We start from the raw sequence: 26,912 nt of genomic DNA on the forward strand, positions 1-26,912 counted from the left end.
GGAGCGGGACCGATAAGCTTGCGGCAAGAACATGGGCAAGAACACCGGGAGGAAGTCGATGGTCCTGCGCCGCACCGTGCTGGGGCTGCTCTCTGCAGCCGCGTGTCTGGCGGCCCTGCCGCTCGCGGGAATTCCTGCGGCGTCGCCGGCCCGGGCCGCCGGCTGGCCCGAGCGGCCGATCACGCTGCTGGTGCCCTGGGCGGCGGGCGGCGGCACGGATGCGACGGCCCGCATCATCGGCTCGCTGCTGGAGAAGGAACTCGGGCAGCCGGTCAACGTGGTGAACCGCGTGGGCGGGAGCGGCGTCGTCGGCCACACGGCGATCGCGAAGGCAGCGCCCGACGGCTACACGCTCGGGCTCGCCACCGTGGAGATCGCCATGCTCCACTGGCAGGGCCTGACCCCGCTGACCTACAAGGACTACACGCCGATCGCCCTGATGAACCTCGACCCGGCGGGCGTGCAGGTGCGGCAGGACGCGCCCTACGCGACCCTCAAGGACCTCGTGGCGGACATCAAGAGCAACCCCGGCAAGCACAAGGCGTCCGGCACCGGGCAGGGCGGCATCTGGCATCTTGCCATCGCCGGCATGCTCGACAGCCTCGGCATGGACCCGGCCTCCGTCCCCTGGGTCCCGAGCAACGGCGCGGCGCCCGGCCTGCAGGATCTCGTGGCGGGCGGCGTCACGGTCGTGCCCTGCTCGATCCCGGAGGCGCGCTCGCTCATCGAGGCCGGCCGGGTGAAGAGCCTCGCCATCATGGACGACGCCCCGAACCCGATCTTCCCCAAGGTCCCGACCCTGAAGGCGGAGACGGGCAGCCCCTGGACGATCGGCGCGTGGCGCGGGATCGTCGGCCCCAAGGGGCTGCCCGACGACATCACCCGGCGGCTGACGGCGGCCCTGCAGAAGATCTACGACAGCAAGGACTACAAGGACTTCATGGGCGGGCGCGGCTTCGGCATCCGGTACGCTGCCGGCCCCGACTTCCAGGCCTTCTGGGAGAAGAGCGACGCCGATCTGGGCGCCGTGATGAAGAAGGTCGGCCTCGCCAAATGACCGTCCGGACCGCGTGAGCGCCGAAGAGGAGCCGGACGATGCGCTTCAACGATGCGCTGATCGGGGGCGTGCTCCTCGCGCTCGCGATCGCGGTCTTCCTCTCCGCCCGCACCCTGCCGGCCGTCCCGGGGCAGCAATACGGGGCGGCCGTGTTTCCGATGCTCATCGCCTGCGGGCTCGGCGGCTGCGGGCTCGTGCTGACGGTGGCGGGCCTGCGGCACTGGGAGGGCGCGGTCACGCCCGCGCCCTGGATGCGCTCGCCGGCGGCCTGGGGCCGGCTCGCGCTCACGCTGTTCCTCGTCCTGTTCTATATCGTCGCCGCAGAGCCGCTCGGCTTCGTGCCGGTCGCGTTCGTCCTGCTCTTCGCCCTGATCGTGATCCTCGGCGGACGCTGGTGGGTCGCGGCCCTGGTGGCGGCCGTCGTCACGGTGATCGTGGCCAAGAGCTTTGGCACCCTCCTGCTCGTGCCGCTGCCGCGCGGGCTCCTGTGGCTCTGACCTCCGGCTCGACATGAACGCGATCGGCCAAGCCTTCGAGCTCGTCCTGCGGTGGGACGTCCTGAGCGTCATGGTGTTCGCCTCGGCCTTCGGGCTGTTCGTCGGCGCGACGCCCGGGCTCACCGCCACGATGGCGATCGCGCTGCTCGTGCCGGTCACCTTCTTCATGGAGCCCGTTCCGGCGATCGGCGCCATGGTGACCTGCTCGGCCATGGCGATCTTCGCCGGCGACATCCCGGCGGCGCTGCTGCGCATCCCCGGCACGCCCGCCTCCGCGGCCTACGCGGACGAGGCCTACGCCATGACCCGCAACGGCCAGGCCGAACTCGGGCTCGGCGCGAACCTTTTCTTCTCGGCGCTCGGCGGGCTGTTCGGCACCGCCGTCCTCATCGTGGCCGCCCCCTGGCTCGCCGAGGCCGCGCTGAAATTCTCCTCCTTCGAGTATTTCTGGCTCGCCCTTCTGGGGCTCACCTGCGGCGTGTTCATCGGCTCCACCAACCCGGTCAAGGGGCTGATCAGCCTGTTCATCGGCCTCCTCGTCTCGACGATCGGCCTCAACAACCCGGCGGGCGTGCCGCGCTTCACCTTCGGCGACGTCGACCTCCTGGGCGGGATCGAGTTCATCCCGGCGATGATCGGCCTCTTCGCCGTCTCGGAGGTGTTTCGGGCGGTGGTCTCCGACATCCGGCTCGCGGGCGTGCCGCAGCTGATCAGGGGCAGCCTTTTTCAGGATTGGGGCCGGCTCTTCGTCCAGTACTGGCCGCAGCAGCTGCGCGGCAACATCGTCGGGACGATCATCGGGGCGCTGCCCGGGGCCGGGGCGGACATCGCCGCCTGGGTGAGCTACGCCATCTCCAAGCGCTTCTCGAAGACCCCGGAAAAGTTCGGGACCGGCCACGTCGAGGGCATCATCGAGAGCACCTCGTCGAACAACGCGGCGCTCGGCGGCGCCTGGGTGCCGGCGCTCGTCTTCGGCATCCCGGGCGACAGCATCACCGCCGTGGTGATCGGCGTCCTCTACATGAAGGGCATGAATCCCGGCCCGACCATGTTCCTCAACAGCCCGCAGAATATCTACGCGGTGTTCATCATCTTCATCCTGGCGAACCTGCTGATGATCCCGTTCGGCTGGCTGGCGATCAAGGGCGCGAAGGAGATCCTGCGGGTGCCCCGGAACATCCTGATGCCCTGCATCCTGATCTTCTGCATCGTGGGCGCGTTCGCGGTGAACAACAGCGTGTTCGGCGTCGTCGTGATGCTGGCCTTCGGCGTGCTCGGCTTCTTCATGGAGGAGAACGGCATCCCGGTCGCGCCGGCCATCCTCGGCATCGTGCTGGGATCGATGGTGGAGGAAAATTTCGTCACCTCGATGATCAAGGCGGACGGCAACCTGATCGCCTTCTTCGAGCGCCCGATCGCGGCCGGGCTCGGCATCCTGACCATCCTGGTCTGGCTGTCCCCGCTGCTGCTTCTGCTGTGGCGTCGGCGCGCGCGCGCCCCGCTTCCCGGCAGTTCGCCCGCGCCTTGAGCCGCCGGCGGGGACCAGCCGGCGCGGTTCCGCTCGCGATCGATCCATGACAGGGGAGGGGGCTCAGATCCGCCGGCCGCTGCCCGACCCGACCCCGTGCGGACACCCTGCGCGGAGCAACCGGGGGACCACAGGAGGAAGTCCGGAATGGAGGCGTCCCTGGCATCCGCGTTCGGGCTCGGCGCCGTCGTCTGCACGACGCTGGCCTACGTCCCTCAGGTCCTCAAGGCGTGGCGCACGCGGTCCACGGGGGACGTCTCGCTGGGCATGTTCCTGTTCATGGTCGTGGGCATGACCTGCTGGCTGATCTACGGCCTGCTGATCGGCGATGTTCCCCTCATCGTCGCCAACGCGCTCACGCTGACGCTGGCGACGATCATCCTGGTCCTCAAGCTGCGCCACGGATGACCGGGCCGCTCGGTCGACCGCTCGCCTCCTGAGGGCATCGTGGCCCGCCCGGCCGGTCTGGCCGTCGAGTTGCTAAGCCGGGATCGGACGGGCCACGGCACCGTCCGTCACGGCCCCATCCCGGGGTGCCCTCCCGCTCCGACCCGGACCCGTCCCGCGCATGACCGCCACCGCATCCCGCCTCGAAGACGTCGTCCGGGAGATCGCCGAGGAGATGCAGGCGCGGCCCGACCGGGGCGAGGTGGCGACCTACATCCCCGAACTCGCCCGCGTCGATCCCGGCGCTTTCGGCCTCGTGGTGATCGATGCCGACGGCACGGTGGCGGCGGGCGGCGACAGCGACGTGCCGTTCTCGATCCAGAGCATCTCGAAGGTCTTCACCCTCACCCTCGCCCTCGGCATGGTCGGCGACCGGCTGTGGCGGCGCGTGGGGCGCGAGCCCTCGGGCAGCCCGTTCAACTCCATCATCCAGCTCGAATACGAGCGCGGCATCCCGCGCAACCCCTTCATCAATGCCGGGGCGATCGCCGTCACCGACCTGATCCTGTCCCGGCACAAGCCCCGCGAGGCGCTGGGCGAGATCCTGCGCTTCATGCAGGTGCTGGCGCAGGATTCCTCGATCGTCATCGACGAGGCGGTGGCGGCCTCCGAGCAGCGCACCGGGTTCCGCAACGGCGCGCTCGCCCACTACATGAAGTCCTTCGGGGTGATCGAGAACCCGGTCGAGTACGTGCTGGGCGTCTACTTCCACCACTGCGCCATCGCGATGACCTGCCGGCAGCTCGCGACGGCCGGGCGCTTCCTCGCCCATGCGGGGCGCGATCCCACGACCGGCCACTCGGTGGTGACGCCCGAGCGGGCCCGGCGCATCAACGCGGTGATGCTCACCTGCGGCCACTACGACGGGTCGGGGGAGTTCGCCTACCGGGTCGGCCTGCCCGGCAAGAGCGGCGTCGGCGGCGGCATCCTGGCGATCGCGCCGGGCAAGGCCTCGATCGCCGTGTGGTCGCCGGGGCTCGACGCGGCGGGCAACTCGCATCTCGGGCGGATCGCGCTCGAAGCGCTCACCCGGCGGCTCGGCTGGTCGATCTTCGGGGTCTGAAACGACGGGAGGGCCGGATCGCTGTCGCGCCGGCCCTCCCGTCATGGCGTTCGATCGAGGCGTCGCGCCCGCGCGCCGGCCTCACGGCTTGCGGGCCCGTTCGGCGTCCTGGATCGCGGCATCGTGGTACCAGCCGCTGCCGTATACGATCGGCGGCAGCCGGGGCCCACTCGGCTCCCCTGCGGCGCGGGCCTCCGCGCCGACGGATGCGGCGCCGGCCCGGCCTCCTGCGGGAAACTGGTAGATCTTGGCCGATCGCGGCCGGGAACTCGTGGCCATCGAAGAGGTCTCCTCGTGGGCCATGCCTTCGCACGCCCATCACTCACACTATATAACGTGCGCCGCGCAGGAGTTGCACGGGATCTTGCGAATAAAGGCACGTTTTGCTCAACATTAGGGCAGTTTTTTCTCTGCTCTTTCTGGCGGCATCTTGCAGGTGCGAAGTACAAGGCTGGCGCGCCCGGAGGTGTGGCGCGCGTGTCGCCTCGCGCGCGTGCAGCCTGCGCGAAGCGTGAGCGGTGTGCCTGACGATTGTGCAGATCGGTTGCCGGCTAGCGGTTTGCCCGGCCGCCGGGCAGGGGGCGACCGGCCGCCGACGGGGCTGCGCGCCGCTCCGCCTTGGCACGGGCCGTGCTTATGGAGCGGCGGCCGTGGGAGGCAAGGTGAATGCTGACGCCCCCTCCAGCGTCATATATTGCACTACGAGAGGCTTGAAATGCCGAAGTTTAAGCTCGAATACATCTGGCTCGACGGGTACGCACCGACACCGAATCTCCGCGGCAAGACGCAGATCAAGGAATTCGACAGCTTCCCGGCGCTGGAGCAGCTTCCTCTTTGGGGTTTCGACGGCAGCTCGACCAAGCAGGCCGAGGGCCACAGCTCGGATTGCGTGCTGAAGCCGGTCGCGATCTATCCGGACCCGGCCCGCACCAACGGCGCGCTGGTGATGTGCGAGGTCATGATGCCGGACGGCGTCACCCCGCACGTGTCGAACAAGCGCGCCACCATCCTGGATGACGAGGGCGCGTGGTTCGGCTTCGAGCAGGAGTACTTCTTCTACAAGGACGGGCGCCCGCTGGGCTTCCCCGAGGCCGGCTACCCGGCGCCGCAGGGCCCCTACTACACCGGCGTCGGCTACAAGAACGTGGGCTCGGTCGCCCGCCAGATCGTCGAGGAGCACCTCGACCTCTGCCTCGCCGCCGGCATCAACCACGAGGGCATCAACGCCGAGGTGGCCAAGGGCCAGTGGGAGTTCCAGATCTTCGGCAAGGGCTCCAAGAAGGCCGCCGACGAGATCTGGATGGCGCGCTACCTCCTGATGCGCCTCTGCGAGAAGTACGGCGTCGACATCGAGTGGCACTGCAAGCCGCTCGGCGACACCGACTGGAACGGCTCGGGCATGCACTGCAATTTCTCGACGCAGTACATGCGCGAGACCGGCGGTAAGGCGTATTTCGAGGCGCTGATGAAGGCGTTCGAGACGGCCCGCGCCGACCACATCGCCGTCTACGGCCCCGACAACCACATGCGCCTGACGGGCAAGCACGAGACGGCGTCGATCGACTCGTTCTCGTGGGGCGTGGCCGACCGCGGCGCCTCGATCCGCGTGCCGCACAGCTTCGTCAACAACGGCTACCGGGGCTATCTCGAGGATCGCCGCCCGAACTCGATGGGCGACCCCTACCAGATCGCCTCGCAGGTGCTAAAGACCATCTCCACGGTCTCGACCGAGAGCGTCTCGGCCGCGGCCTGAGCCCGGCGCGGATGGTGGATCCGCGCCCCGATCCAGCGAGGAGCCGCCCCCCGGGCGGCTCCTCGTCGTTCGTCCGGCCCCTCAACGCGGCTGGCAGGCCTCGGCGGCGACGGGGCCGAGCACGATGTCGCCCTGGCGCGGCATGTTGGCGGTGAAGGGCCACGTGCCCTGGAGGCCGAAGGTGCCGCGCCCGAAGGTGGTGGCGAGCGCGTTCGTGCCGAGTTCGATGTAGCAGCGGTCGAGGATCGCCTCGTAGGTGAGGTGCGCCGCCGCGGCCGGGGCGATCCCGGGCGCCAGCACCGGCGAGCAATAGGCGGCGAGATCGAACGTGCCCGGCTCCACGAGCCGCACGGTGCGCGTGCGGCCGGGCGGCACCACGAAGGCCGGCCCGCCGTTCTGGCTGGCGACCAGCGTCAGGGACGAGCGGTTGACGATGCGCCGCGTGCAGGCGGCGGAGGCCTCGCCCATCCAGGCCGTCAGCAGGAGAGCGGTCGCCGCGGCGCAGAGCAGGCGTCGATTGGCAGCGTTCATGTCGAGGACCCTTCGCCATCGGTGAGGCGGCACGCGCCTGCGCGGAGCGTCGCCCAAGCTTTCCTCAAGCCAAGATGGCCGGCCGGCGGGGCGCGTCAACGCCGCCGACCCCCGCACCCTGTGAGTCCGGCCCGCGTCAGCCCAATTCGCGGCCGGCCGCGCCCGCGGGGCTGGCCGCCGCGTCGGGCGCCTCGCGGCCGAGCAGTGCGTCCGATCCGGCCTCGATCCGCTCCTGGATCAGCGCGAAGAACGCCTCCCGGTCGAGGCCCGGCGGGATCGGCGGCAGGAAGGCGATCACCGCGGTGCCGGGGCGGCGGTGCAGGCTGTTGCGCGCCCAGAGCAACCCGGTGTTCAGCGCCACCGGCAGGCAGGGCACGCCGAGGCGCGCGTACAGGTGGGCGACGCCGAACTTGTAGGCGGGCGGCGCGCCCGGCGGGCGGCGCGTGCCCTCCGGGAAGATGATCAGCCGGTGCCCCTTCGCCATCGCGTCGGCGGCCTCGTCGTTCATCAGCGCCAGCGCGCGCGAGCCCTTGGAGCGGTCGATCGCCACCATCTCGCTGCGGGCGAGGTACCAGCCGAACAGCGGCAGCCACAGCAACTCGCGCTTGAGGATGTAGGTGAAGTCGTCGAGCACCGTGACGAGCGCGATCGTTTCCAGGGCCGATTGGTGCTTGGCCGCCACCATGACCCCGCCCGGCGGGATGTTCTCCAGGCCCCGGAACTCCACGGTGATGCCGACGAGGACGCGCAGGAGCCACAGGGTCACCCGTCCCCAGGTCTGGGCGAGCCAGAGCACGCTGCGCCGCGAGACCAGCAGCGGCAGGCCGCCGATCAGCAGGAGCGCGGTGACGAGGTAGAAGGCGATGTTGAACGCGAGCGAGCGAAGGAAGAGCATGACGGACCTTGGGCGCCGCATCGGCGCACGACGCGGCCTCCATACCGTCAACGCCCACCCACGGCCACTCCTGCGCGACCATCCCTGTGCGGCCCCTCCCGCGCGGGCTCGCACGTGAGGCCCGACCTGTGGCTTGGCTGCTCTTGTGGGCCTAGTGAGCCGGCGATAGAGCCGGGAGGGGTCCGGGCTCCCGCCGGCCCTGCAGCCAGCGAGCGCGCATGCCCGTCACCTTGTCCGCCTCCGCGCCCATCGTGGTCTTCGACCTCGACGGCACGCTCGCCGAGACGGCGGCGGATCTCAGCGCCACGCTCAACGTTGTGCTGGCGCGCGAGGGGCTGCCGCCCGTGGACGTGACGCGGGCGCGCGACCTGATCGGGGCGGGCGCCCGGGCCCTGATCGAGCGCGGCTTCGCGGCGGCGGGGCGGGATCTCCCCCGCGACCGGCTCGACACGCTGTTCCGGGTCTTCCTCGCCCATTACGGCCAGCACCTGTGCGACGCCTCGCACCTCTTCCCGGGCGTCGTCGCCTGCCTCGACCGGCTGCGGGCGGCCGGCTACCGGCTCGCCGTCTGCACCAACAAGGTCGAGGACCATTCGGTGCGGCTCCTGACGCTGCTCGGCGTCGCCGACCGCTTCGGGGCGATCTGCGGGCGCGACACCTTCCCGTACTGCAAGCCCGACCCGCGCCACCTGACGCAGACGATCGCGCGGGCGGGCGGCGACCCGGGCCGGGCCGTGATGGTGGGGGATTCGCGCACCGACATCGCGACCGCGCGGGCGGCCGGCATCCCGGTGGTGGCGGTGCCCTTCGGCTACACCGACGTGCCGGTGCAGGACCTCGGCCCCGACGCGGTGATCGACCATTTCGATCAGCTGTTCGATGCCGTGGAGGCGATGGCGGGCCGCACCCGCACGGCGGCCTGAGGGGCGCCTCGTCCCGCCACTCGCCCGGCATCGCCCGAACCGCCGTTCCGGTCGGGCTCCCGGCCGGGCGTCCCGATCATTTATCCTGGGTGCCTTGCTATCGAGGCCCGGGTATCCCATAATTGAACGATCGATTTTTGGCCGGATCTCCGGGCCTCTCCGCCCCGCTCGAGCTGGGCGCACGCTCTGACACTCTCTCCAAATCTTATCGATGAGCCGAGTTTGGTCGCGATGAACGCGCGCCAAGCTCATCTACACACTTGCCTAAACGACAGAGACGACCATGAGCATCGGCACCGTGAAGTGGTTCAACGGCCAGAAGGGCTTCGGTTTCATTCAGCCGGAAGACGGCAGCAAGGACGTGTTCGTCCACATCTCCGCCGTCGAGCGCTCCGGCATGCACTCCCTCTCCGAGGGCCAGAAGGTCTCCTACGAGCTGGAGACCGATCGCCGCAGCGGCAAGCAGTCCGCCGGCAACCTCAAGGCCGCGTAATCGTCGGCCGGGGATGCGTGCCTCGATGCGCGCATCCCCGCTTCAGAATGCTTTATAATATCTCTCAGGTGATAGTTTTGAATTTCGATTTCATTTCGAATACTGACAGTAAAGCGTCCATCAGCGATATACCGACCTTTCAGGTTCAGCAAATCTGGCAGCAGCTCGACGATGAGCGTGTCGATGTCAGTCATTTGATCGATCGGACCTACGGCTATCACTCGGAGCGGGAGCTGCGCTGGCACTTGGCGGACCGGTTCTCGCGCCCGGTGAGATCCCTCAGCCTGAGCCGGATGTGAGCGATGGGCACCTTCAAGGAGGCCCGGTTCGGTGACCGTCTGAAATCGGCGGGGGACGCCCGGAAGGCCATGCTGGCCCGCTTCCAGGCGCGGCCCGCGGCCGATGATCCGGTTCTGGCTGCCCGCCGCGCCGAGAGGCAGGCGATCAGCACGGCGCGGGCCGTGCGACACGCCGAGCGGGATGCCGCCCGCCACGCGGAGGTCGCCCGCCACGAGGCCGAGCAGATCCGGTTGCGTGAGCAGGACGCCGCCGATCAGGTGCGCGTTGCCGCCGAGGCGGAAGCCCGCGCGTCGAAGCTTCAAGCCGACCAGAAGGCGGCGCGTGACGCCCGGTATGCGGCCCGCAAGGCGCGCCGCGGCACCTGAGCGTCACCGCGCCACCGGAGTGTGGCGCATCATCACTCATCATCGAGGTATTGATCCATGTCGCACAAATATCAGCTGAATCAACGTGTGCAGATGGTGCGGATCGGTTTTTCGGATTCGCGCGTGAGCAGCGGCGAAACCTTCGAGATCGTGCGCCTGATGCCGGAGGACCGCGCCGGGGAGGCGTGCTACCGTATCCGCTCCGGGATGGCCGAGCGGGCCGTTCGCGAGAGCGAGATCGCTCCCACGCGCTAGGTGCGCCCACACTGGAGGATTCCGCCCGCCCCTGGTTGCGGCAGCGTTCTTCCAGATCGGACGTGCCGGGGAGCGAGGGTTCGGCGAACACGATCGTTGGAGGGCATGATGCCGACCGACCTTCCTCGACGATCCGGGCCTCCCCCGTCCGTCACTCTGCGGCTCGAACTCGTCCTCATCCGGCTGCGCTTGAGCGTGATCGGCTGGCGGCTCGATCGGGCTCGCGGCCGGCATGATCATCACGGCGTGCTGCGCCATCTCGACAGCTGGGCCCTGCTGCAGGATCGGCGCGTCGCCTGTCTCGGGACGCGTGCGCCCCCGGGGCTCGTCCGGTCGCACGACGAGACCTGCACCCGTATCCGCGCGACCGTCCGTCGGATCGATCGAGAAACCCGTCGCCTGACCTGGGCCGTGGGCCGCATGCGACGAGCGAGCCTGACGCAGGATCGGCGCGCCTACCGCCAAGCCGAACGCCTCTGCACGATCGCGGACCTCCGGCTCCGGAAGCTCTGGACCTCACTCTAGCGAATTCACTTAAGAGACTCGCCTCAGCCCCATCCGCTGGAGGGCCCGCGAGGCCGCAGATCTGCCTTCGCAGATTTCTGCGATCCTGAGCGAGCCTCGCGATCGGTCTTGCGGTGGGTAATTCTCTGAACCGTGTCAGAGGGCCGGATGGTGGGCGCGACAGGGATTGAACCTGTGACCCTTCGCGTGTGAAGCGAATGCTCTCCCGCTGAGCTACGCGCCCGGTCCGGCGGCTTCTAGGCGGGGCGCGGGCGGGCGTCAAGGCGGTTCGCACTGGGCGCGCGCCCCGCGCTTCCGTTTTTCCGGATCCGGGCGCGACAGTCGGCGCGCGGATGCTTGGAGCAGCACCCGATCGCGTTGCCATCGGGCTGCTCTAAGTCTTTGTGTCACTGCATTTTCTGCGACGAACCGGTATCCACTTCGTCGGAAAATGCTCTAGAAGCCCGGCATGGCTCCCGTCGTCCGCTTCGCCCCCTCGCCCACGGGCTACCTTCACATCGGCAACGCCCGCACGGCGCTGTTCAACGCTCTGTTCGCGCTGGCGCAGGGCGGCACCTTCTGGCTGCGGCTCGACGACACCGACGCCGCGCGCTCGACGCCGGAATTCGCCGCAGCGATCGCGCAGGATCTCGACTGGCTCGGCATCCCGCCCGACCGGGCGGTGCGCCAGTCGGACCGGGTGGCGCTCTACGACGCGGCGGCCGAGCGGCTGAAGGCCGCGGGCCGCCTCTACCCGGCCTACGAGACTCCCGAGGAGCTGGAGCGCCGCCGCCGCCGGCAGCTCGGGCGCGGCCTGCCGCCGGTCTACGACCGGGCGGCCCTGCGGCTCACGCCCGAGGAGCGCGCGGCGCTGGAGGCGGAAGGGCGCCGGCCGCACTGGCGCTTCCGGCTCGACCCGGGCGCCGTGGAGTGGGGCGACCTCGTGCGCGGCGCCTGCCACGTGGAAGCGGAGTCGCTCTCCGACCCGGTGCTGGTGCGGGCGGATGGCAGCTATCTCTACACGCTGCCCTCGGTGGTGGACGACGCCGAGATGGGAATCACGCACGTGATCCGCGGCGAGGACCACGTGACCAACACGGCGGTGCAGATCCAGATCTTTTCCGCCCTCGGGGCGCCGGTGCCGGAATTCGCGCACCACAACCTCATCACCACGGCGAGCGGGGAGGGGCTGTCGAAGCGCCTCGGCCACCTCTCGCTCCGGGGCCTGCGCGAGGCGGATTACGAGCCGCTGGCGGTGGCGGCGCTGGCGACGCTCACCGGATCGGCCGAGGCGGTGCGGCCGGTGGCGGATCTCGGCGAACTCGCGGGGCTCCTCGACCTCGCGCATGTCTCGCGCGCGCCGGCGAAGTTCGACACGCACGACCTCGACCAGCTCAACGCCCGGCTCGTCCACGCGATGCCCTACGGCGCGGCGGCCGGGCGCCTCGCGGAACTCGGGGTGCCGCATGAGGCCGGAGAGGCGTTCTGGACGGCGGTGCGGGCGAACCTCACCCGTGTCGCGGAGGCCGGGCCGTGGTGGGGCGTGGTGCAGGGGCCGGTGACGCCGGTGATCGCGGATGCGGCCTTTGCGGCCAGGGCGGCGGCGCTGCTGCCGCCCGAGCCGTGGGATGCCGGCACCTGGAAGGCGTGGGGCGAGGCGGTGAAGGCCGAGACCGGGCTCAAGGGCCGGGCCCTCTTCCTCCCGCTGCGGCTCGCGCTGACCGGGCTCGACCACGGCCCGGACCTTGCCGGGCTCCTGCCCCTGATTGGCCGCGCCCGTAGCCTGCGGCGGCTCGCGGGCGAGAGCGCCTGACAGGGGGAGTGCAGAGGGCGTCACGCCCTCTGCCGGGGTCTCCAGGGGCGGAGCCCCTGGATCGGGCGGTTCAAACACCGGCCGAGATCCGGCGCGGGCGGGTCCCGAGCGCCGCGAGCGCGAGGTCGAACAGCCCTCGGACGGCATCGCTCCACAGGGACAGGGGCGTCGGCGGGGCCACCGGGATCACCGCGTGGGCCTCGTAGCCGCCCAGCCGAAGGTCGGCGTCGAGCTTGCCGGCGAGCCCGAGCAGCGCCCGGTTGCTGGCGAGCGCGCGCAGATGCACCCGCGCGACGCCCGCGTGGCGGGCCGCGCCGCGCAGGCGGGTGGCGAGCGCGGTGCCGAGGCCGCGGCGGCGATAGGGCCGCTCGACCGTGAAGGCGGCCTCCGCCTCGGTACCGAGCCCGCCGGATTCCATCGGCCGCAACTCGCCGATGCCGCGCAGCACGCCGTCCACGAAGGCGCCGTAGACGACGCCGTCGCGGGCGAGCGCGCCCGCCCCGTAGGCCTGCACCCCGGCCTCGCTCACCGTCCCCATGAACCGGCTGAACCGCGTCTCGCGGTCGAGGCGCCGGAAATGGGCCTCGACGGCCACCCGATCGGCCGGCCAGAGCCGCCGGACCAGATATCCGTCCGCATCGCGATGGGACATGGCTTCCATTCTCCAGGATGACGAGCCCCCTCATCGTCCCGGACATTTCCTTCCCGCTCCCGGCCGCGGCCGGGATTGTGCAATGCAGCAAAGGGCGGTGCCGTTCCGGCTCAAGGGCTCGGGGCCGCCCTGCCGGGAGCGCATGGTTCTGCCCTGAAACGATCGCATTGCACCGCAGTGCGCGGCGGTCTAAGCCGGGAAACGTGACCCACAGCCCCGCTTCTCCCGCCTCTACCGGTCCCGTCGCCGCCCGCTACGATGCCCTGGTCGAGGGCGGCGCGATCGAGCGCGATCCGGCCCAGACGGACCTCGTCGCGCAGCTGGACGCCCTGATCGACACCCTGGAGCACACGCCGCCGCCGGAGAAGCCGGGCGTGTTCGGGCGGCTGTTCGGGCGCCGGCCGGAGCCGGTGGCGGCCCCGAAGGGCCTCTACGTCTGGGGGCTCGTCGGGCGCGGCAAGACGATGCTGATGGACCTCTTCCACGAGGCGGCGCCCGGTCCGAAGCGCCGGGTGCATTTCCATGCCTTCATGGGGGACGTGCACGACCGCATCCACCGCCACCGGCAGGCGGTGAAGGCGGGCCAGGCCAAGGGCGACGACCCGATCGCGCCGGTGGCCGAGGCGCTGGCCGAGGAAGCGCGCCTCCTCTGCTTCGACGAGTTCACGGTGACGGACATCGCCGACGCGATGATCCTCGGACGCCTGTTCACCGCACTGTTCGGCCACGGCGTGGTGATGGTGGCGACCTCCAACGTCGCGCCCGACCGGCTCTACGAGGGCGGGCTCAACCGGGCGCTGTTCCTGCCCTTCATCGGGCTCCTGCTGGAGCGGGTGGAGGTGGTGCGCCTGGATTCCCGCACCGATTTCCGGCTGGAGAAACTCGGCGGCAGCCCGGTCTACCACGTGCCGGCGGACGGGGCCGCGGAGACGGCGCTGACGCGCGCCTTTCGGGCGCTCACCGGCCGGGAGCAGGGCAGCCCGGCCACGATCGAGGTGAAGGGGCACGAGGTCTGGATCCCCGAGGCAGCGGCCGGGGTCGCGCGCTTCACCTTCGCGGATCTCTGCGCCCGCCCGCTCGGCGCGGCCGACTACCTCGCGCTCGCCGAGCGGTTCCACACCCTGATCGTCGAGGCGATCCCGGTGATGGAGATCGCCCAGCGCAACGAGGCCAAGCGCTTCATCACGCTGGTCGATGCGCTCTACGACACCCGCACCAAGCTCCTCGCCTCGGCGCAGGCCGAGCCGATCGACCTCTACCGGGCGGATTCCGGCCGCGAGGCCTTCGAGTTCGAGCGCACGGTCTCGCGGCTGATCGAGATGCGCTCGGAGGAATACCTCGCGCTCCCGCACGGGCGGCCGGATTCGGAGGCGTCGGGGCGCAGCACCGGCCTCGTGGAGACCTGAGAGGCACCCACCGCGCGCGCCATCCCCCGGAGGGCTTCCCGCCCCCCGGACTCCCGGCTAACCTTCCGGCCGATCCGGAAGGGCCGGTCCTTCCCTCCCGTCCGCCCCCGTCCCGACCATGCCCCGCGGCCAAGCCGGCGCCGACCCCCGCGACGAACCGGATGCGCCGGGCGACAAGGCGCGCGCGCCGCGCGCCGGAGCGGTGCGCCTCTCGCCGGACGGACAGCTTCTGGTCGGACCGGCGGCCCGCGCGCGGGCGGCCCCTCCCTCGGCGGATGCGCGGCTGCTCGCCATCGCGGGCGAGCACGTCCGCCGCCTCGGGCACCGGCAGGTGACGGTGGTGGGCGTGGCGGCGGAAGCCGGCATGACCCACGCCAACGTCTACCGCTACTTCCCGTCGAAGACCGCCTTGGTCGACGCGGTGGCGGGGCGCTGGCTGCGGGAGGTCGAGGCCGAGCTCGCGGCGATCGCGGACGCCCCGGACCCGGCCGACGACAAGCTGGAGCGCCTGCTCCTCGCCCTCGCCGCGCTGCAGCGGGAGGTGCTGATGGGCGATCCCCACCTCTTCGCCGTCCATCTGGACGCCACGGTCGAGTCCCGGCCGATCGCCCGGCGCCACCGCGGGCGCCTGCGCCTCTTGGTCGAGCGGGTGATCGAGGAGGGGCTGAATGCCGGGGCCTTCGCGTTGCGGGACCGGGAGCGGGCGATCGCCTTCGTGTTCGACGCCAGCCACCGCTTCATCCATCCCGCCTCGGTCCAGCTCGACGCCGAGGTGCCCCGCGACCTGATCGAGACGCGGTTCGGCGCGGTGATCCGGGCGATCCTGCGGGTCCTGCGCACCGGCACGCTGTGAGCCGAATGACAAATCGGACGATTTGTAACGAGGCTTGGCGCTTCCGCTAAGTATCTGACCGATCAGGCCGAAGCCGGTCCGTTGACTCTCCGGAAGGCGGCCCGCCCCCGCCGTTCCCAGCCTCGGCCGGCCCGTTCGGGTTGTCGGCCCGGGGCTTTTCCGCCAAACAGGCCTGCGCCGGCGCGGGGTCCCTCGCGAGCGGATCCCGGCCCCTGACGGTTCCAACACACCGCGAAGGATCGGTTCTCACATGGCACGCAAGAAGATCGCGCTGATCGGCGCCGGGCAGATCGGCGGCACGCTCGCGCACCTCGCCGGCCTCAAGGAACTCGGCGACGTCGTGCTGTTCGACATCGCCGACGGCGTGCCGCAGGGCAAGGGCCTCGACATCGCCGAATCCGCGCCCGTCGACGGCTTCGACGCCAAGTACAGCGGCGCGAGCGACTACGCGGCCATCGCGGGCGCCGACGTGGTGATCGTGACGGCCGGCGTGCCGCGCAAGCCCGGCATGAGCCGGGACGACCTCATCGGCATCAACCTCAAGGTGATGGAGGCGGTGGGCCAGGGCATCAAGACCCACGCCCCGAACGCCTTCGTGATCTGCATCACCAACCCGCTCGACGCGATGGTGTGGGCGCTGCAGAAATTCTCGGGGCTGGCGCCGAACAAGATCGTCGGCATGGCCGGCGTGCTCGATTCCGCCCGCTTCCGCCACTTCCTGGCCGAGGAGTTCCAGGTCTCGGTGGAGGACGTCACCGCCTTCGTGCTCGGCGGCCACGGCGACGACATGGTGCCGCTCGTGCGCTACTCGACGGTGGCCGGCGTGCCCCTGCCCGACCTCGTGAAGATGGGCTGGACCAGCCAGGACAAGCTCGACGCGATGGTCGAGCGCACCCGCAAGGGCGGCGGCGAGATCGTCAACCTGCTCAAGACCGGCTCGGCCTTCTACGCGCCGGCGGCCTCGGCTATCGCGATGGCGGAGAGCTACCTCAAGGACAAGAAGCGGGTCCTGCCCTGCGCGGCCCACCTCTCCGGCCAGTACGGGGTCGACGGCCTGTTCATCGGCGTGCCGATCGTGATCGGCGAGAACGGCGTCGAGCGCATCGTCGAGGTCGCGTTCTCGCCCGACGAGAAGGCGATGTTCGAGAAGTCCGTCGCCTCGGTGAAGGGCTTGGTCGAGGCCTGCAAGGGGATCAACGCGGCGCTGGCGTGAGGGCGAAGAGCGAGGTGGGGTGCCGCGCGAGGCACCCCGGTTCCGCTCGCATCCATTCGCCACTCCCACTTCGCCCATTCCGAGGACGCCCATGAACATCCACGAATACCAAGCCAAGGCCGTGCTGAAGGAGTTCGGCCTGCCGGTCTCGAACGGCAAGGCGATCTTCAAGGCCGCCGAGGCCGAGGCCGCCGCCAAGGAACTCGGCGGTCCGCTCTGGGTGGTGAAGTCCCAGATCCACGCCGGCGGGCGCGGCAAGGGCAAGTTCAAGGAGGCGGAGGCCGGCGAGAAGGGCGGCGTGCGCCTCGCCAAGTCGATCGACGAGGTCAAGACCTTCGCCGAGCAGATGCTCGGACGCACCCTCGTGACGATCCAGACCGGCGAGGCCGGCAAGCAGGTCAACCGCCTCTACATCGAGGACGGCTCGGACATCGAGACCGAGTTCTACCTCTCGATGCTGGTCGACCGCGAGACCGGCCGGGTCGCCTTCGTGGTCTCGACCGAGGGCGGCATGGACATCGAGCAGGTGGCCCACGACACCCCTGAGAAGATCGTGACCTTCTCGGTCGATCCGGCCACCGGCATCATGCCCCATCACGGCCGCGCGGTGGCCAAGGCGCTCGGGCTAACCGGCCCGCTCGCCAAGGAGGCGGAGGATCTCACCGCCAAGCTCTACCGGGCGTTCACCGCCAAGGACATGAGCATGCTGGAGATCAACCCGCTGATCGTGTCCGGGGACGGGCACCTCAAGTGCCTGGACGCCAAGATCTCCTTCGACTCCAACAGCCTCTACCGCCATCCCGACATCGTGCAGCTGCGCGACGTGACGGAGGAGGACGACAAGGAGATCGAGGCCTCGAAGTACGACCTCGCCTACATCGCGCTCGACGGCACCATCGGCTGCATGGTGAACGGCGCCGGCCTGGCCATGGCCACCCTCGACATCATCAAGCTCTACGGCGAGGAGCCGGCGAACTTCCTCGATGTCGGCGGCGGCGCCTCCGAGGAGAAGGTCACGGCGGCGTTCAAGATCATCACCGCCGACCCGAACGTGAAGGGCATCCTCGTCAACATCTTCGGCGGGATCATGAAGTGCGACGTGATCGCCAACGGGGTGATCGCGGCCGTGAAGACGGTGGGCCTGCAGGTGCCGCTGGTGGTGCGGCTGGAGGGCACGAACGTCGAGAAGGGCAAGGAGATCATCCGGAATTCCGGGCTCAACGTGATCCCGGCGGACGACCTCGACGACGCCGCGCAGAAGATCGTGGCGGCGGTGCGCCAGGGCTGAGGCGGCGCGCGGGGTCGACCCGGACGATCGGAGCGAGCGATGACGAAGGTGATCCTGGACCTCGACGAGACGACCCTCGACCGCGTCGCCAGCGTGGCGCGGGCGCGGCAGACCTCGATCGAGGAGCTGCTTCAGCAGCATGCCAGAGACCTCGTCGCGCTCGCCCCGGTCGAGATCCACAATCCCGGCCACCGCGCCCTCATGGCCGTGCTGGACGAGCCGCCGGAGGAGGGCCGCGCGGCTCTCCACGACCGGCGTCGCGACCGGGCCGAGACCTACGCCGACAACCGCCGGCGTCTGCTCGCCCTGATCGACGCCACCACCGGCGATCTCGGGTCCGATGTCTGGAGCAGGACGCACTTCTATGAGTCCTGACTGCTTCCTCGACACGAACGTGCTGATCTACGCGGCCCTCGGCCGCTTCTCGGCGCCCAGCAAGTACGAGCGCGCCCGCCTGCTCATCGCGGAGACGGATTTCGGCATCTCGGGACAGGTCCTGCAGGAATTCTTCTACAACGCCACGCGCAAGTCGAAGACGCCGCTCACCTCGGCGGAGGCAATCGCGTGGATCGAAACCCTGCGGGACCGCCACTTCGCGCACATCACCATCGACAGCGTCACGCGGGCCTCCGATATCTGCGACCGCTACCGGATCAACTACTGGGATGCTGCGATCGTCGCGGCGGCCGAGCGGCTCGGCGCCCCTGTCGTCTACAGCGAAGACCTCAACGACGGACAGACATACGGCTCGGTCCATGTCGTGAATCCGTTCCGTCCGATCTGAACACGCACGCCGGAAAGACACGCATGTCCATCCTCATCGACAAGAACACCAAGGTGATCTGCCAGGGCTTCACCGGCAAGAACGGCACCTTCCACTCCGAGCAGGCGATCGCCTACGGCACCAAGATGGTCGGCGGCACCAGCCCCGGCAAAGGCGGGTCGACCCATCTCGGCCTGCCCGTCTTCGACACCGTGAAGCAGGCCCGCGAGGCCACGGGGGCGGATGCCTCCGTGGTCTACGTGCCGCCGCCGGGCGCGGCCGACGCGATCTGCGAGGCGATCGACGCCGAGATCCCGCTGATCGTCTGCATCACCGAGGGCATCCCGGTCCTCGACATGGTGCGGGTCAAGCGGGCGCTGGAGGGCTCGAAGTCGCGCCTCGTCGGCCCGAACTGCCCCGGCATCGTCACGGCGGGCGAGTCGAAGATCGGCATCATGCCGGCCAACATCTTCCGGCCGGGCTCGGTCGGGATCGTGTCGCGCTCCGGCACGCTCACCTACGAGGCGGTCTTCCAGACCTCGAACGAGGGCTTGGGCCAGACCACGGCGGTGGGCATCGGCGGCGATCCGGTCAAGGGCACCGAGTTCATCGACATGCTGGAGATGTTTCTCGCCGACGACCGGACCGAGTCGATCGTGATGATCGGCGAGATCGGCGGCTCGGCCGAGGAGGAGGCGGCGCAGTTCATCGCCGACGAGGCCAAGCGCGGGCGCAAGAAGCCGATGGTGGGCTTCATCGCCGGCCGCACGGCGCCTCCGGGCCGCCGCATGGGCCATGCGGGCGCGATCATCTCGGGCGGCAAGGGCGGCGCCGAGGACAAGATCGCCGCCATGGAGGAGGCCGGCATCCGGGTCTCGCCCTCGCCGGCCCGCCTCGGCAAGACCCTGGTCGAGGTGCTCAAGGGCTGAGCACCCCTTGGCCCTGCGGCCCGCGCATGGCAGCCGCCGTGCCCGGGCCGCCGGATCCGACACCATATAGACGCTGATCCTCCGGGTGCCCGACGGGCATCCCCCCTCACCGAACAGGCCGCCCTCGAACGGGCACACGACCCGGCCGAACCTGCGGGACGACAGACGCCATGGCACGCCAGGACGCGAACGACGCCCTCCTCGGAACCTCGTTCCTCTACGGGGCCAACGCCGCCTACATCGAGGATCTGTACGCCGCCTACACGCGCGACCCGAACGCCGTGGACCCGGAATGGCGCAGCTTCTTCGCCGGGCTGAAGGAGGACCAGGCGGTCGTCGTCAAGAACGCCGAGGGCGCGTCCTGGACCAAGCCGAACTGGCCGGTGGCGGCCAACGGCGAGATCGTCTCGGCCCTCGACGGCAACTGGACCACCCTCGAGAAGGCGGTCGGCGAGAAGATCAAGGCCCGCACCGAGGCCAAGGACGCGGCGGTCTCCCCCGCCGAGGTGCAGCAGGCGACGAAGGATTCGGTGCGCGCGATCATGCTGATCCGCGCCTACCGCATGCGCGGCCACCTGCACGCCAAGCTCGATCCCCTCGGCCTCCAGCCCCGCAGCGACCAGGAGGAACTGCACCCGCAGCATTACGGCTTCACCGAAGCCGACTGGGACCGGCCGATCTTCCTCGACAACGTGCTCGGGCTCGAATTCGGCACGATCCGCGAGATCGTGGCGATCCTGGAGCGCACCTACTGCCAGACGCTCGGCGTCGAGTTCATGCACATCTCCGATCCCGAGGAGAAGGCCTGGCTCCAGGAGCGCATCGAGGGCAAGGACAAGGAGATCTCGTTCACCGAGCAGGGACGGCGGGCGATCCTCAACAAGCTGATCGAGGCGGACGGCTTCGAGAAATTCCTCGACCTCAAGTACACCGGCACCAAGCGGTTCGGCCTCGACGGCTCGGAGGCGATGGTCCCGGCGCTGGAGCAGATCATCAAGCGCGGCGGCGCGCTCGGCGTGAAGGAGATCGTGATCGGCATGGCCCATCGCGGCCGCCTCAACGTGCTCGCCAACGTGATGAGCAAGCCGTTCCGGGCGATCTTCCACGAGTTCAAGGGCGGCTCGGCCTCGCCCGCCGAGGTCGAGGGCTCGGGCGACGTCAAGTACCACCTCGGCGCGTCGAGCGACCGGACCTTCGACGGCAACAACGTCCACCTGTCGCTGACCGCCAATCCGTCGCACCTCGAGATCGTCGATCCGGTGGTGCTCGGCAAGGTGCGCGCCAAGCAGGACCAGCACCACGACGCCCCCGACCAGCGCACCTCGGTGCTGCCGCTCCTCATCCACGGCGACGCGGCCTTCGCGGGCCAGGGCGTGGTGGCGGAGTGCCTCGGCCTGTCGGGCCTGAAGGGCCACCGCACCGGCGGCTCGATCCACTTCATCATCAACAACCAGATCGGCTTCACCACCGATCCGCGTTTTTCGCGCTCCTCGCCCTACCCGTCCGACGTCGCCAAGATGGTCGAGGCGCCGATCTTCCACTGCAACGGCGACGATCCCGAGGCCGTGACCTTCGCCGCCAAGGTCGCCACCGAGTACCGGCAGAAATTCCACAAGCCGGTGGTGATCGACATGCTGTGCTACCGGCGCTTCGGCCACAACGAGGGCGACGAGCCCGCCTTCACCCAGCCGCGGATGTACCAGATCATCCGCAAGCATCCCTCGACGCTGGAGATCTACGGCAAGCGCCTGGTCGAGGCCGGTGCCGTCAGCCAGGCCGACCTCGACGCCCGCAAGGCCGAGTTCCGCACGGCCCTCGACAGCGAGTTCGACATCGCCACCTCCTACAAGGCCAACAAGGCGGATTGGCTCGACGGGCGCTGGTCGGGCCTGAAGTCGGTGCGCGAGGACGAGGACGACCCGCGCCGCGGCCGCACCGGGATGCCGGTCGAGACCCTGCGGGAGATCGCCGGGCGCATCACGAAGGTGCCGCAGGACTTCCACCTGCACCGCACGATCCAGCGCTTCCTCGACAACCGCATGAAGGCGATCGAGACCGGCGAGGGCCTCGACTGGGCCACCGCCGAGGCGCTGGCCTTCGGCTCGCTGCTCCTCGAAGGCCACCGGGTGCGCCTGTCCGGCCAGGACGTCGAGCGCGGCACCTTCTCGCAGCGCCACTCGGTGCTGATCGACCAGCAGAACGAGGAGCGCTACACGCCCCTCAACCACATCCGCGACGGGCAGTCCCGCTACGAGGTCATCAACTCGATGCTCTCGGAGGAGGCGGTGCTCGGCTTCGAGTACGGCTACTCGCTGGCCGAGCCGAACGCGCTGGTGCTGTGGGAGGCGCAGTTCGGCGATTTCGCCAACGGCGCCCAGGTCGTGATCGACCAGTTCATCTCGTCCGGCGAGCGCAAGTGGCTGCGCATGTCCGGCCTCGTGATGCTGCTGCCGCACGGCTACGAGGGCCAGGGGCCGGAGCATTCCTCGGCCCGCCTGGAGCGCTACCTGCAGATGTGCGCCGAGGACAACATGCAGGTCGCCAACTGCTCGACCCCGGCGAACTACTTCCACATCCTGCGCCGGCAGCTGAAGCGCGATTTCCGCAAGCCGCTCGTCCTGATGACGCCGAAGTCGCTGCTGCGCCACAAGCGGGCGGTGTCGCGGCTCGACGAATTCACCGAGGGCGAGAGCTTCCACCGCGTGCTGTGGGACGATGCCGAGCGGGCTCCAGACGGCGTCAAGCTCGTCAAGGACGACAAGGTCCGCCGCGTCGTGCTCTGCTCGGGCAAGGTCTACTACGACCTGTTCGAGGAGCGCGAGAAGCGGGGCATCAACGACGTCTACCTGCTGCGCGTCGAGCAGCTCTACCCGTTCCCGCTCAAGTCGCTGGCCGGGGAGGTCTCGCGCTTCCGCAACGCCGAGGTGATCTGGTGCCAGGAGGAGCCCAAGAACATGGGCGCCTGGGCCTTCGTCGAGCCCTATCTCGAATGGGTGCTCAACCAGGCGGGCACGCCCTCCAAGCGGCCCCGCTACGTCGGGCGGCCCGCCTCGGCCTCGACGGCGGTCGGCCTGATGTCCAAGCACCAGGCGCAGCTCCAGGCCTTTCTCAACGAGGCCTTCGCCGTCTGACGGCGGGGGGCGAGCCGCGATGGCGTTCTTCTTCTGCAGATTGGTGGCCCCGCGCCCGAGCTTCCCGGGGGACATGACCCCCGCGGAGGCCGCGGCGATGCAGGCCCACGTCGCGTACTGGACGCGCTTCGCTCACATCGGCAAGGCGCTCGCCTTCGGCCCCGTCCTCGACCCGGCCGGACCCTGGGGCCTCGGCCTCCTGTCCGTCGCCGACGCGGCGGAGGCGCGGGCCTTCACCGAGGGCGACCCGGTCGTCACCGCGGGCCTCGGCTTCCGCTACGAGATCCACCCCATGCCGCAGCTCAGCCTCGGGCGGGCCGCGGCGCCCGACTCCACCCCCGCCTGACTTCAAGGAGGCGCCCCGCCCGGGGCGCGATGCCATGGCCACCGAAATCCGCGTTCCGACGCTCGGCGAATCCGTCAACGAGGCCACGATCGGCCGCTGGTTCAAGAAGCCGGGCGACCCGGTGAAGGCCGACGAGCCCCTGGTCGAGCTCGAAACCGACAAGGTGACGCTCGAAGTCAATGCCCCGGCCTCGGGCCAGCTCGGCGACATCGTGGCCAAGGACGGCGAGACGGTGGAGCCCGGCGCGCTGCTCGGCTCGATCGTGGAGGGCGGGGCCGCGGCCGGCAACGGCGCGGCGGCGCCCGCCAAGGAGGCCCCCAAGGACGCCACCAGGGAGGCCCCGAAGGCCGCGCCCGCCGAGGCGCCGGCCCGGACCTCCTCGGCCTCCTACGGCAGCCACGGCGACGCCGCCCCGCCCGCCGCCCGCCAGAGCCAGGATCACGGCCCGGCCGTGACGCGCCTCGCGCACGAATCCGGCATCGACCCCGCCTCGCTCCAGGGTTCGGGCAAGGACGGCCGCGTCACGAAGGGCGACATGCTGGCCGCCTCCTCCGGCGCCCGCGCCCCGGCGCCCGCCTCCGCGCCCCTGCCGCAGGTCGCCCGCGCGCCGTCGGCGCCCGATGATGCCGCGCGCGAGGAGCGCGTGCGCATGACCAAGCTGCGCCAGACCATCGCCCGGCGCCTCAAGGACGCGCAGAACATCGCCGCCATGCTGACGACGTTCAACGACGTCGACATGAGCGCCGTGATGGCCCTGCGCCAGCAGTACAAGGACGTGTTCGAGAAGAAGCACGGCACGAAGCTCGGCTTCATGGGCTTCTTCACCAAGGCGGTGATCCAGGCCCTGAAGGACGTGCCGGCGGTGAACGCCGAGATCGACGGACAGGACATCGTCTACAAGAATTATTACCACGTCGGCATCGCGGTCGGCACCGACAAGGGCCTGGTGGTGCCGGTGGTGCGCAACGCCGACGACCTGTCGATCGCCGGGATCGAGAAGGCGATCGCCAATTTCGGCCGCAAGGCCCGCGACGGGAAGCTCTCCATCGACGAGATGCAGGGCGGCACCTTCACGATCACCAACGGCGGCATCTACGGCTCGCTGATGTCGACGCCGATCCTCAACGCGCCGCAATCGGGCATCCTCGGCATGCACCGCATCGAGGAGCGCCCGGTGGTGCGGGCCGGCAAGATCGAGGTGCGGCCGATGATGTACCTCGCGCTGTCCTACGATCACCGCATCGTGGACGGGAAGGAGGCCGTGACCTTCCTGGTGCGGGTCAAGGAGGCCCTGGAGGACCCGGCGCGGCTGGTGCTGGATCTCTGATCGGACGCGGGCAGCGCGGGATCCCCTCTCCCGTGCGGGAGAGGGGTAGGGGTGAGGGTCCCGGGAGGGTGCCGCAGGAAGGCGGAACGCTGCCGCTACCAGCACCTCCGGCAGGAGTGAGGACTGAGCCGTTCCGCTCCCCTCACCACGCCCTGTGTTTCACTGCGGCCCTACCTGGACCCTCACGCGGGATCTTCGATCCCCTGCCCCTCTCCCGCACGGGAGAGGGGCGCTGCTTGCGCTTCGCCGGTGGAGGGTGAGGCGAGATCTCGGATGAAGGACGGCATGTGATGGACAAGGTCTTGGTCGTCACCGGCGGCAGCCGCGGCATCGGGCGCGCGGTATGCCTGCTCGCCGCCGAGCGCGGCTGGACAATCTGCCTCTCCTACGTGGCGAACCACGAGGCCGCGGATGCGGTGGTGCGCGAGATCGAGGCCAAGGGAGGCAAGGCGCTCGCGGTGAAGAGCGACGTGGCGGTCGAGGCCGACATCGCCGCGCTGTTCGAGGCGGCCGATCGGCTCGGGCCCCTCGGCGGCCTCGTCAACAACGCGGGCGTGGTCGATCGCGCCGCGCGCGTCGAGGACATGGATGCGGCGCGCCTCACCCGCATGATGACCACGAACGTCACCGGCTCCATCCTGTGCGCGGCGCAGGCCGTGCGGCGGATGTCGACCAAGCGCGGCGGGCAGGGCGGCGCCATCGTCAACCTGTCGTCGGTGGCCGCCCGCCTCGGGGGACCGAACCAGTACGTCGACTACGCCGCCTCGAAGGGCGCGATCGACACCTTTACGACCGGCCTCGCCCTGGAGGTCGCCGCCGAGGGCATCCGGGTCAACGCAGTGGCGCCGGGGCTGATCGACACCGACATCCACGCCAGCGGCGGCCAGCCCGACCGGATGGCGCGCCTCGGCCCCTCCACGCCGATCGGGCGGGCGGGCACTGCCGAGGAGGTCGCCGCCCCGATCGTCTGGCTGCTCTCGGACGAGGCGTCCTACACGACCGGCACCATCGTGACGGTCTCGGGCGGGCGCTGAGCGCCCAGCCTCTTCCCTCTCCCTTCCTCATCCAGCACGCGGCGCCGCGCGCCGGCCAACTCGCGGGTTCCCGACCATGTCCTACGATCTCGTCGTCATCGGCACCGGTCCGGGCGGCTACGTCTGCGCGATCCGTGCGGCGCAGCTCGGCCTGAAGACGGCCGTGGTCGAGAAGCGGCCGACCCACGGCGGCACCTGCCTCAACGTCGGCTGCATCCCCTCGAAGGCCCTGCTGCACGCCTCCGAGGCCTTCGAGGAGACGACCAAGCACCTGCCGGCGCTCGGCATCACGGTGGGCGAGCCGCAACTCGACCTCGCGAAGATGATGGCCTTCAAGCAGGAGGGCGTGGACGGCAACACCAAGGGCGTCGCCTACCTCCTCAAGAAGAACGGCGTCGAGACCTTCCAGGGCGTCGGGCGCCTCGCGGGGGCGGGCCGCGTCGAGGTGCAGTCCGAGGACGGCGGCAACCAGCTCCTGGAGACCAAGGCCATCGTCATCGCCACGGGCTCGGACGTGGCGAACCTGCCCGGCGTCACCATCGACGAGGAGGTGGTGGTCTCCTCCACGGGCGCCCTCGACCTCACCGCGGTGCCGGGCAAGCTCCTGATCATCGGCGCGGGCGTGATCGGCCTCGAACTCGGCTCGGTCTGGCGGCGGCTCGGCTCCGAGGTCGTGGTGGTGGAGTATCTGGACCGCATCCTGCCCGGCATGGACGGCGAGGTGGGCAAGCAGTTCCAGCGCATCCTCGAGAAGCAGGGCATCGCCTTCCGCCTGTCCTCGAAGGTCACGGGCGTCGAGCGCACCAACGCGGGCGCCAAGGTCACGGTGGAGCCGGCGGCGGGCGGCACCGCGGAGACGCTGGAGGCCGACGTGGTGCTCGTCGCGATCGGGCGCGTGCCCTACACGGCGGGGCTCGGCCTCGACACGGTCGGCGTGCAGCTCGATTCCAAGGGCCGCATCCTCACCGACAACGACTACGCCACCAACGTCACGGGCGTCTACGCCATCGGCGACGTCATCGCCGGGCCGATGCTGGCCCACAAGGCCGAGGACGAGGGCGTGGCGGTCGCCGAGATCCTGGCCGGCAAGTCCGGCCACGTGAATTACGGCGTGATCCCGAACGTGGTCTACACCACCCCGGAGGTGGCCTCCGTCGGCAAGACCGAGGAGGAGCTGAAGAAGGACGGGATCGCCTACAACACCGGCAAGTTCCCGTTCACCGCCAACGGCCGTGCCAAGGTCAACCACACGACGGACGGCTTCGTGAAGGTGCTGGCGGACGCCAAGACCGACCGGGTGCTCGGGGTCCACATCGTCGGGCCGGACGCCGGCAACCTCATCATGGAGGTGGCGGTGGCGATGGAGTTCGGCGCCTCCTCGGAAGACATCGCCCGCACCTGCCACGCGCACCCGACGCTGACCGAGGCCGTCAAGGAGGCGGCGCTCGCGGTGGAGAAGCGCGCGCTGCACATGTGAGGTGGAGGCCGGCGTCCTCGCCTCCCGGTCGCCCTCACGCAGAAGGGGGCGCGCGATGCGCGGCCCCTT

At 70.0% G+C, this 26,912-nt stretch carries 29 protein-coding genes and 1 tRNA gene; 25 read left to right on the forward strand and 5 right to left on the reverse strand.

From position 1 onward, the window contains the following. The first annotated feature begins 58 nt into the window (after positions 1–58). From ACKUB9_RS00580 to ACKUB9_RS00600, 5 genes are all read left to right on the forward strand, one after another. Positions 59–1,057: a tripartite tricarboxylate transporter substrate binding protein gene (locus tag ACKUB9_RS00580; protein WP_407518617.1), complete on the forward strand. Its 999-nt coding sequence runs from the start codon at positions 59–61 to the stop codon at positions 1,055–1,057. Between the two features lie 38 nt (positions 1,058–1,095). Next, complete coding sequence (locus tag ACKUB9_RS00585) at positions 1,096–1,554, forward strand: tripartite tricarboxylate transporter TctB family protein (protein ID WP_407518618.1); 459 nt, start codon at positions 1,096–1,098, stop codon at positions 1,552–1,554. Between the two features lie 13 nt (positions 1,555–1,567). Then, positions 1,568–3,082 carry a tripartite tricarboxylate transporter permease gene (locus ACKUB9_RS00590; protein ID WP_407518619.1) on the forward strand — a complete coding sequence of 505 codons (1,515 nt, stop codon included), beginning with the start codon at positions 1,568–1,570 and terminating at the stop codon, positions 3,080–3,082. Between the two features lie 147 nt (positions 3,083–3,229). Beyond that, complete coding sequence (locus ACKUB9_RS00595; protein ID WP_407518620.1) at positions 3,230–3,490, forward strand: SemiSWEET transporter; 261 nt, start codon at positions 3,230–3,232, stop codon at positions 3,488–3,490. A 160-nt stretch (positions 3,491–3,650) separates the two neighbouring features. Further along, entirely contained in the window at positions 3,651–4,592 is a 942-nt protein-coding gene (locus tag ACKUB9_RS00600; RefSeq protein ID WP_407518621.1) for a glutaminase, read from the forward strand. 81 nt (positions 4,593–4,673) lie between these two features. Here the strand turns inward: ACKUB9_RS00600 and ACKUB9_RS00605 are convergent, their stop codons facing one another. Further along, positions 4,674–4,871 (reverse strand): DUF2735 domain-containing protein, encoded by a 198-nt coding sequence (locus ACKUB9_RS00605; RefSeq protein ID WP_407518622.1) that lies wholly within the window; start codon positions 4,869–4,871, stop codon positions 4,674–4,676. A gap of 436 nt (positions 4,872–5,307) precedes the next feature. Here ACKUB9_RS00605 and ACKUB9_RS00610 point away from each other — a divergent pair, with 436 nt between their 5' ends. Then, a complete protein-coding gene (locus ACKUB9_RS00610) occupies positions 5,308–6,345 on the forward strand; it encodes a glutamine synthetase beta-grasp domain-containing protein (RefSeq protein WP_407518623.1) in 1,038 nt (345 codons plus the stop codon). Positions 6,346–6,426: 81 nt separating this feature from the next. On the opposite strand, the gene ACKUB9_RS00615 is transcribed toward ACKUB9_RS00610, so the two are convergent. Next, positions 6,427–6,876 (reverse strand): hypothetical protein, encoded by a 450-nt coding sequence (locus ACKUB9_RS00615; RefSeq protein WP_407518624.1) that lies wholly within the window; start codon positions 6,874–6,876, stop codon positions 6,427–6,429. Between the two features lie 136 nt (positions 6,877–7,012). Further along, positions 7,013–7,771 carry a lysophospholipid acyltransferase family protein gene (locus ACKUB9_RS00620; RefSeq protein WP_407518625.1) on the reverse strand — a complete coding sequence of 253 codons (759 nt, stop codon included), beginning with the start codon at positions 7,769–7,771 and terminating at the stop codon, positions 7,013–7,015. A gap of 218 nt (positions 7,772–7,989) precedes the next feature. On the opposite strand from ACKUB9_RS00620, the gene gph reads away from it, so the two are divergent. The 6 genes from gph to ACKUB9_RS00650 all read left to right on the forward strand — a co-directional run bounded on the left by gph (position 7,990) and on the right by ACKUB9_RS00650 (position 10,632). Further along, on the forward strand, positions 7,990–8,694 hold the full coding sequence (gph, locus tag ACKUB9_RS00625; RefSeq protein ID WP_407518626.1) for a phosphoglycolate phosphatase: 705 nt from the start codon (positions 7,990–7,992) through the stop codon (positions 8,692–8,694). A gap of 283 nt (positions 8,695–8,977) precedes the next feature. Beyond that, positions 8,978–9,187 (forward strand): cold-shock protein, encoded by a 210-nt coding sequence (locus ACKUB9_RS00630; RefSeq protein WP_407518627.1) that lies wholly within the window; start codon positions 8,978–8,980, stop codon positions 9,185–9,187. 77 nt (positions 9,188–9,264) lie between these two features. After that, positions 9,265–9,486, forward strand: a complete 222-nt coding sequence (locus tag ACKUB9_RS00635; RefSeq protein WP_407518628.1) for a hypothetical protein — start codon at positions 9,265–9,267, stop codon at positions 9,484–9,486. Positions 9,487–9,489: 3 nt separating this feature from the next. Then, positions 9,490–9,852, forward strand: a complete 363-nt coding sequence (locus tag ACKUB9_RS00640; protein WP_407518629.1) for a DUF6481 family protein — start codon at positions 9,490–9,492, stop codon at positions 9,850–9,852. A 57-nt stretch (positions 9,853–9,909) separates the two neighbouring features. Next, positions 9,910–10,107: a hypothetical protein gene (locus ACKUB9_RS00645; RefSeq protein WP_407518630.1), complete on the forward strand. Its 198-nt coding sequence runs from the start codon at positions 9,910–9,912 to the stop codon at positions 10,105–10,107. A 105-nt stretch (positions 10,108–10,212) separates the two neighbouring features. Next, complete coding sequence (locus ACKUB9_RS00650; protein WP_407518631.1) at positions 10,213–10,632, forward strand: hypothetical protein; 420 nt, start codon at positions 10,213–10,215, stop codon at positions 10,630–10,632. 148 nt (positions 10,633–10,780) lie between these two features. Here the strand turns inward: ACKUB9_RS00650 and ACKUB9_RS00655 are convergent. Continuing rightward, positions 10,781–10,855 (reverse strand) — tRNA-Val (locus ACKUB9_RS00655). Between the two features lie 225 nt (positions 10,856–11,080). Between ACKUB9_RS00655 and gltX the strand changes: the two genes are divergently transcribed. Further along, entirely contained in the window at positions 11,081–12,424 is a 1,344-nt protein-coding gene (gene gltX, locus ACKUB9_RS00660; RefSeq protein WP_407518632.1) for a glutamate--tRNA ligase, read from the forward strand. 70 nt (positions 12,425–12,494) lie between these two features. Here the strand turns inward: gltX and ACKUB9_RS00665 are convergent, their stop codons facing one another. Beyond that, a complete protein-coding gene (locus ACKUB9_RS00665) occupies positions 12,495–13,076 on the reverse strand; it encodes a GNAT family N-acetyltransferase (protein ID WP_407518633.1) in 582 nt (193 codons plus the stop codon). Positions 13,077–13,279: 203 nt separating this feature from the next. Here ACKUB9_RS00665 and zapE point away from each other — a divergent pair, with 203 nt between their 5' ends. The 12 genes from zapE (at position 13,280) to lpdA (ending at position 26,843) form a co-directional block, all read left to right on the forward strand. Beyond that, a complete protein-coding gene (gene zapE, locus ACKUB9_RS00670) occupies positions 13,280–14,482 on the forward strand; it encodes a cell division protein ZapE (protein WP_407518634.1) in 1,203 nt (400 codons plus the stop codon). A gap of 118 nt (positions 14,483–14,600) precedes the next feature. Further along, positions 14,601–15,335 carry a TetR/AcrR family transcriptional regulator gene (locus ACKUB9_RS00675; protein WP_407518635.1) on the forward strand — a complete coding sequence of 245 codons (735 nt, stop codon included), beginning with the start codon at positions 14,601–14,603 and terminating at the stop codon, positions 15,333–15,335. Positions 15,336–15,585: 250 nt separating this feature from the next. Continuing rightward, positions 15,586–16,548, forward strand: a complete 963-nt coding sequence (gene mdh / locus ACKUB9_RS00680) for a malate dehydrogenase (RefSeq protein WP_407518636.1) — start codon at positions 15,586–15,588, stop codon at positions 16,546–16,548. A gap of 91 nt (positions 16,549–16,639) precedes the next feature. Beyond that, a complete protein-coding gene (gene sucC, locus ACKUB9_RS00685; RefSeq protein ID WP_407518637.1) occupies positions 16,640–17,836 on the forward strand; it encodes an ADP-forming succinate--CoA ligase subunit beta in 1,197 nt (398 codons plus the stop codon). 39 nt (positions 17,837–17,875) lie between these two features. Beyond that, entirely contained in the window at positions 17,876–18,211 is a 336-nt protein-coding gene (locus ACKUB9_RS00690) for a hypothetical protein (RefSeq protein WP_407518638.1), read from the forward strand. Continuing rightward, positions 18,201–18,620 carry a PIN domain-containing protein gene (locus tag ACKUB9_RS00695; protein ID WP_407518639.1) on the forward strand — a complete coding sequence of 140 codons (420 nt, stop codon included), beginning with the start codon at positions 18,201–18,203 and terminating at the stop codon, positions 18,618–18,620. The genes ACKUB9_RS00690 and ACKUB9_RS00695 overlap by 11 nt, the downstream gene beginning before the upstream one ends. 23 nt (positions 18,621–18,643) lie before the next feature. Further along, the gene (gene sucD / locus ACKUB9_RS00700) at positions 18,644–19,528 is read left to right on the forward strand and encodes a succinate--CoA ligase subunit alpha (RefSeq protein ID WP_407518640.1); all 885 of its coding nucleotides are present in this window, start codon (positions 18,644–18,646) and stop codon (positions 19,526–19,528) included. 170 nt (positions 19,529–19,698) lie between these two features. After that, on the forward strand, positions 19,699–22,659 hold the full coding sequence (locus ACKUB9_RS00705; RefSeq protein ID WP_407518641.1) for a 2-oxoglutarate dehydrogenase E1 component: 2,961 nt from the start codon (positions 19,699–19,701) through the stop codon (positions 22,657–22,659). A gap of 19 nt (positions 22,660–22,678) precedes the next feature. After that, entirely contained in the window at positions 22,679–23,005 is a 327-nt protein-coding gene (locus ACKUB9_RS00710; RefSeq protein WP_407518642.1) for a YciI family protein, read from the forward strand. Positions 23,006–23,039: 34 nt separating this feature from the next. Then, positions 23,040–24,332: a 2-oxoglutarate dehydrogenase complex dihydrolipoyllysine-residue succinyltransferase gene (gene odhB, locus ACKUB9_RS00715; protein WP_407518643.1), complete on the forward strand. Its 1,293-nt coding sequence runs from the start codon at positions 23,040–23,042 to the stop codon at positions 24,330–24,332. Between the two features lie 290 nt (positions 24,333–24,622). Further along, positions 24,623–25,366, forward strand: a complete 744-nt coding sequence (locus tag ACKUB9_RS00720) for an SDR family oxidoreductase (protein WP_407518644.1) — start codon at positions 24,623–24,625, stop codon at positions 25,364–25,366. 76 nt (positions 25,367–25,442) lie between these two features. Further along, on the forward strand, positions 25,443–26,843 hold the full coding sequence (gene lpdA, locus ACKUB9_RS00725; protein ID WP_407518645.1) for a dihydrolipoyl dehydrogenase: 1,401 nt from the start codon (positions 25,443–25,445) through the stop codon (positions 26,841–26,843). Positions 26,844–26,912 lie beyond the last annotated feature (69 nt).

The organism is Methylobacterium oryzisoli (assembly GCF_046557895.1).
In the GTDB taxonomy this organism is placed as follows: domain Bacteria; phylum Pseudomonadota; class Alphaproteobacteria; order Rhizobiales; family Beijerinckiaceae; genus Methylobacterium; species Methylobacterium oryzisoli.

Bases quoted from the DNA above. Each gene is read 5' to 3' on its own strand.
- ACKUB9_RS00595 (WP_407518620.1), top strand. From the start codon at position 3,230: ATGGAGGCGTCCCTGGCATCCGCGTTCGGGCTCGGCGCCGTCGTCTGC.
- ACKUB9_RS00675 (WP_407518635.1), top strand. From the start codon at position 14,601: ATGCCCCGCGGCCAAGCCGGCGCCGACCCCCGCGACGAACCGGATGCG.
- ACKUB9_RS00580 (WP_407518617.1), top strand. From the start codon at position 59: ATGGTCCTGCGCCGCACCGTGCTGGGGCTGCTCTCTGCAGCCGCGTGT.
- ACKUB9_RS00650 (WP_407518631.1), top strand. From the start codon at position 10,213: ATGATGCCGACCGACCTTCCTCGACGATCCGGGCCTCCCCCGTCCGTC.
- mdh (WP_407518636.1), top strand. From the start codon at position 15,586: ATGGCACGCAAGAAGATCGCGCTGATCGGCGCCGGGCAGATCGGCGGC.
- ACKUB9_RS00640 (WP_407518629.1), top strand. From the start codon at position 9,490: ATGGGCACCTTCAAGGAGGCCCGGTTCGGTGACCGTCTGAAATCGGCG.
- sucC (WP_407518637.1), top strand. From the start codon at position 16,640: ATGAACATCCACGAATACCAAGCCAAGGCCGTGCTGAAGGAGTTCGGC.
- ACKUB9_RS00720 (WP_407518644.1), top strand. From the start codon at position 24,623: ATGGACAAGGTCTTGGTCGTCACCGGCGGCAGCCGCGGCATCGGGCGC.
- gph (WP_407518626.1), top strand. From the start codon at position 7,990: ATGCCCGTCACCTTGTCCGCCTCCGCGCCCATCGTGGTCTTCGACCTC.
- ACKUB9_RS00705 (WP_407518641.1), top strand. From the start codon at position 19,699: ATGGCACGCCAGGACGCGAACGACGCCCTCCTCGGAACCTCGTTCCTC.
- lpdA (WP_407518645.1), top strand. From the start codon at position 25,443: ATGTCCTACGATCTCGTCGTCATCGGCACCGGTCCGGGCGGCTACGTC.
- ACKUB9_RS00630 (WP_407518627.1), top strand. From the start codon at position 8,978: ATGAGCATCGGCACCGTGAAGTGGTTCAACGGCCAGAAGGGCTTCGGT.
- ACKUB9_RS00610 (WP_407518623.1), top strand. From the start codon at position 5,308: ATGCCGAAGTTTAAGCTCGAATACATCTGGCTCGACGGGTACGCACCG.
- sucD (WP_407518640.1), top strand. From the start codon at position 18,644: ATGTCCATCCTCATCGACAAGAACACCAAGGTGATCTGCCAGGGCTTC.
- ACKUB9_RS00710 (WP_407518642.1), top strand. From the start codon at position 22,679: ATGGCGTTCTTCTTCTGCAGATTGGTGGCCCCGCGCCCGAGCTTCCCG.
- ACKUB9_RS00605 (WP_407518622.1), bottom strand. From the start codon at position 4,871: ATGGCCACGAGTTCCCGGCCGCGATCGGCCAAGATCTACCAGTTTCCC.
- ACKUB9_RS00645 (WP_407518630.1), top strand. From the start codon at position 9,910: ATGTCGCACAAATATCAGCTGAATCAACGTGTGCAGATGGTGCGGATC.
- ACKUB9_RS00690 (WP_407518638.1), top strand. From the start codon at position 17,876: ATGACGAAGGTGATCCTGGACCTCGACGAGACGACCCTCGACCGCGTC.
- ACKUB9_RS00665 (WP_407518633.1), bottom strand. From the start codon at position 13,076: ATGTCCCATCGCGATGCGGACGGATATCTGGTCCGGCGGCTCTGGCCG.
- ACKUB9_RS00600 (WP_407518621.1), top strand. From the start codon at position 3,651: ATGACCGCCACCGCATCCCGCCTCGAAGACGTCGTCCGGGAGATCGCC.
- ACKUB9_RS00615 (WP_407518624.1), bottom strand. From the start codon at position 6,876: ATGAACGCTGCCAATCGACGCCTGCTCTGCGCCGCGGCGACCGCTCTC.
- ACKUB9_RS00695 (WP_407518639.1), top strand. From the start codon at position 18,201: ATGAGTCCTGACTGCTTCCTCGACACGAACGTGCTGATCTACGCGGCC.
- ACKUB9_RS00590 (WP_407518619.1), top strand. From the start codon at position 1,568: ATGAACGCGATCGGCCAAGCCTTCGAGCTCGTCCTGCGGTGGGACGTC.
- ACKUB9_RS00620 (WP_407518625.1), bottom strand. From the start codon at position 7,771: ATGCTCTTCCTTCGCTCGCTCGCGTTCAACATCGCCTTCTACCTCGTC.
- odhB (WP_407518643.1), top strand. From the start codon at position 23,040: ATGGCCACCGAAATCCGCGTTCCGACGCTCGGCGAATCCGTCAACGAG.
- gltX (WP_407518632.1), top strand. From the start codon at position 11,081: ATGGCTCCCGTCGTCCGCTTCGCCCCCTCGCCCACGGGCTACCTTCAC.
- ACKUB9_RS00585 (WP_407518618.1), top strand. From the start codon at position 1,096: ATGCGCTTCAACGATGCGCTGATCGGGGGCGTGCTCCTCGCGCTCGCG.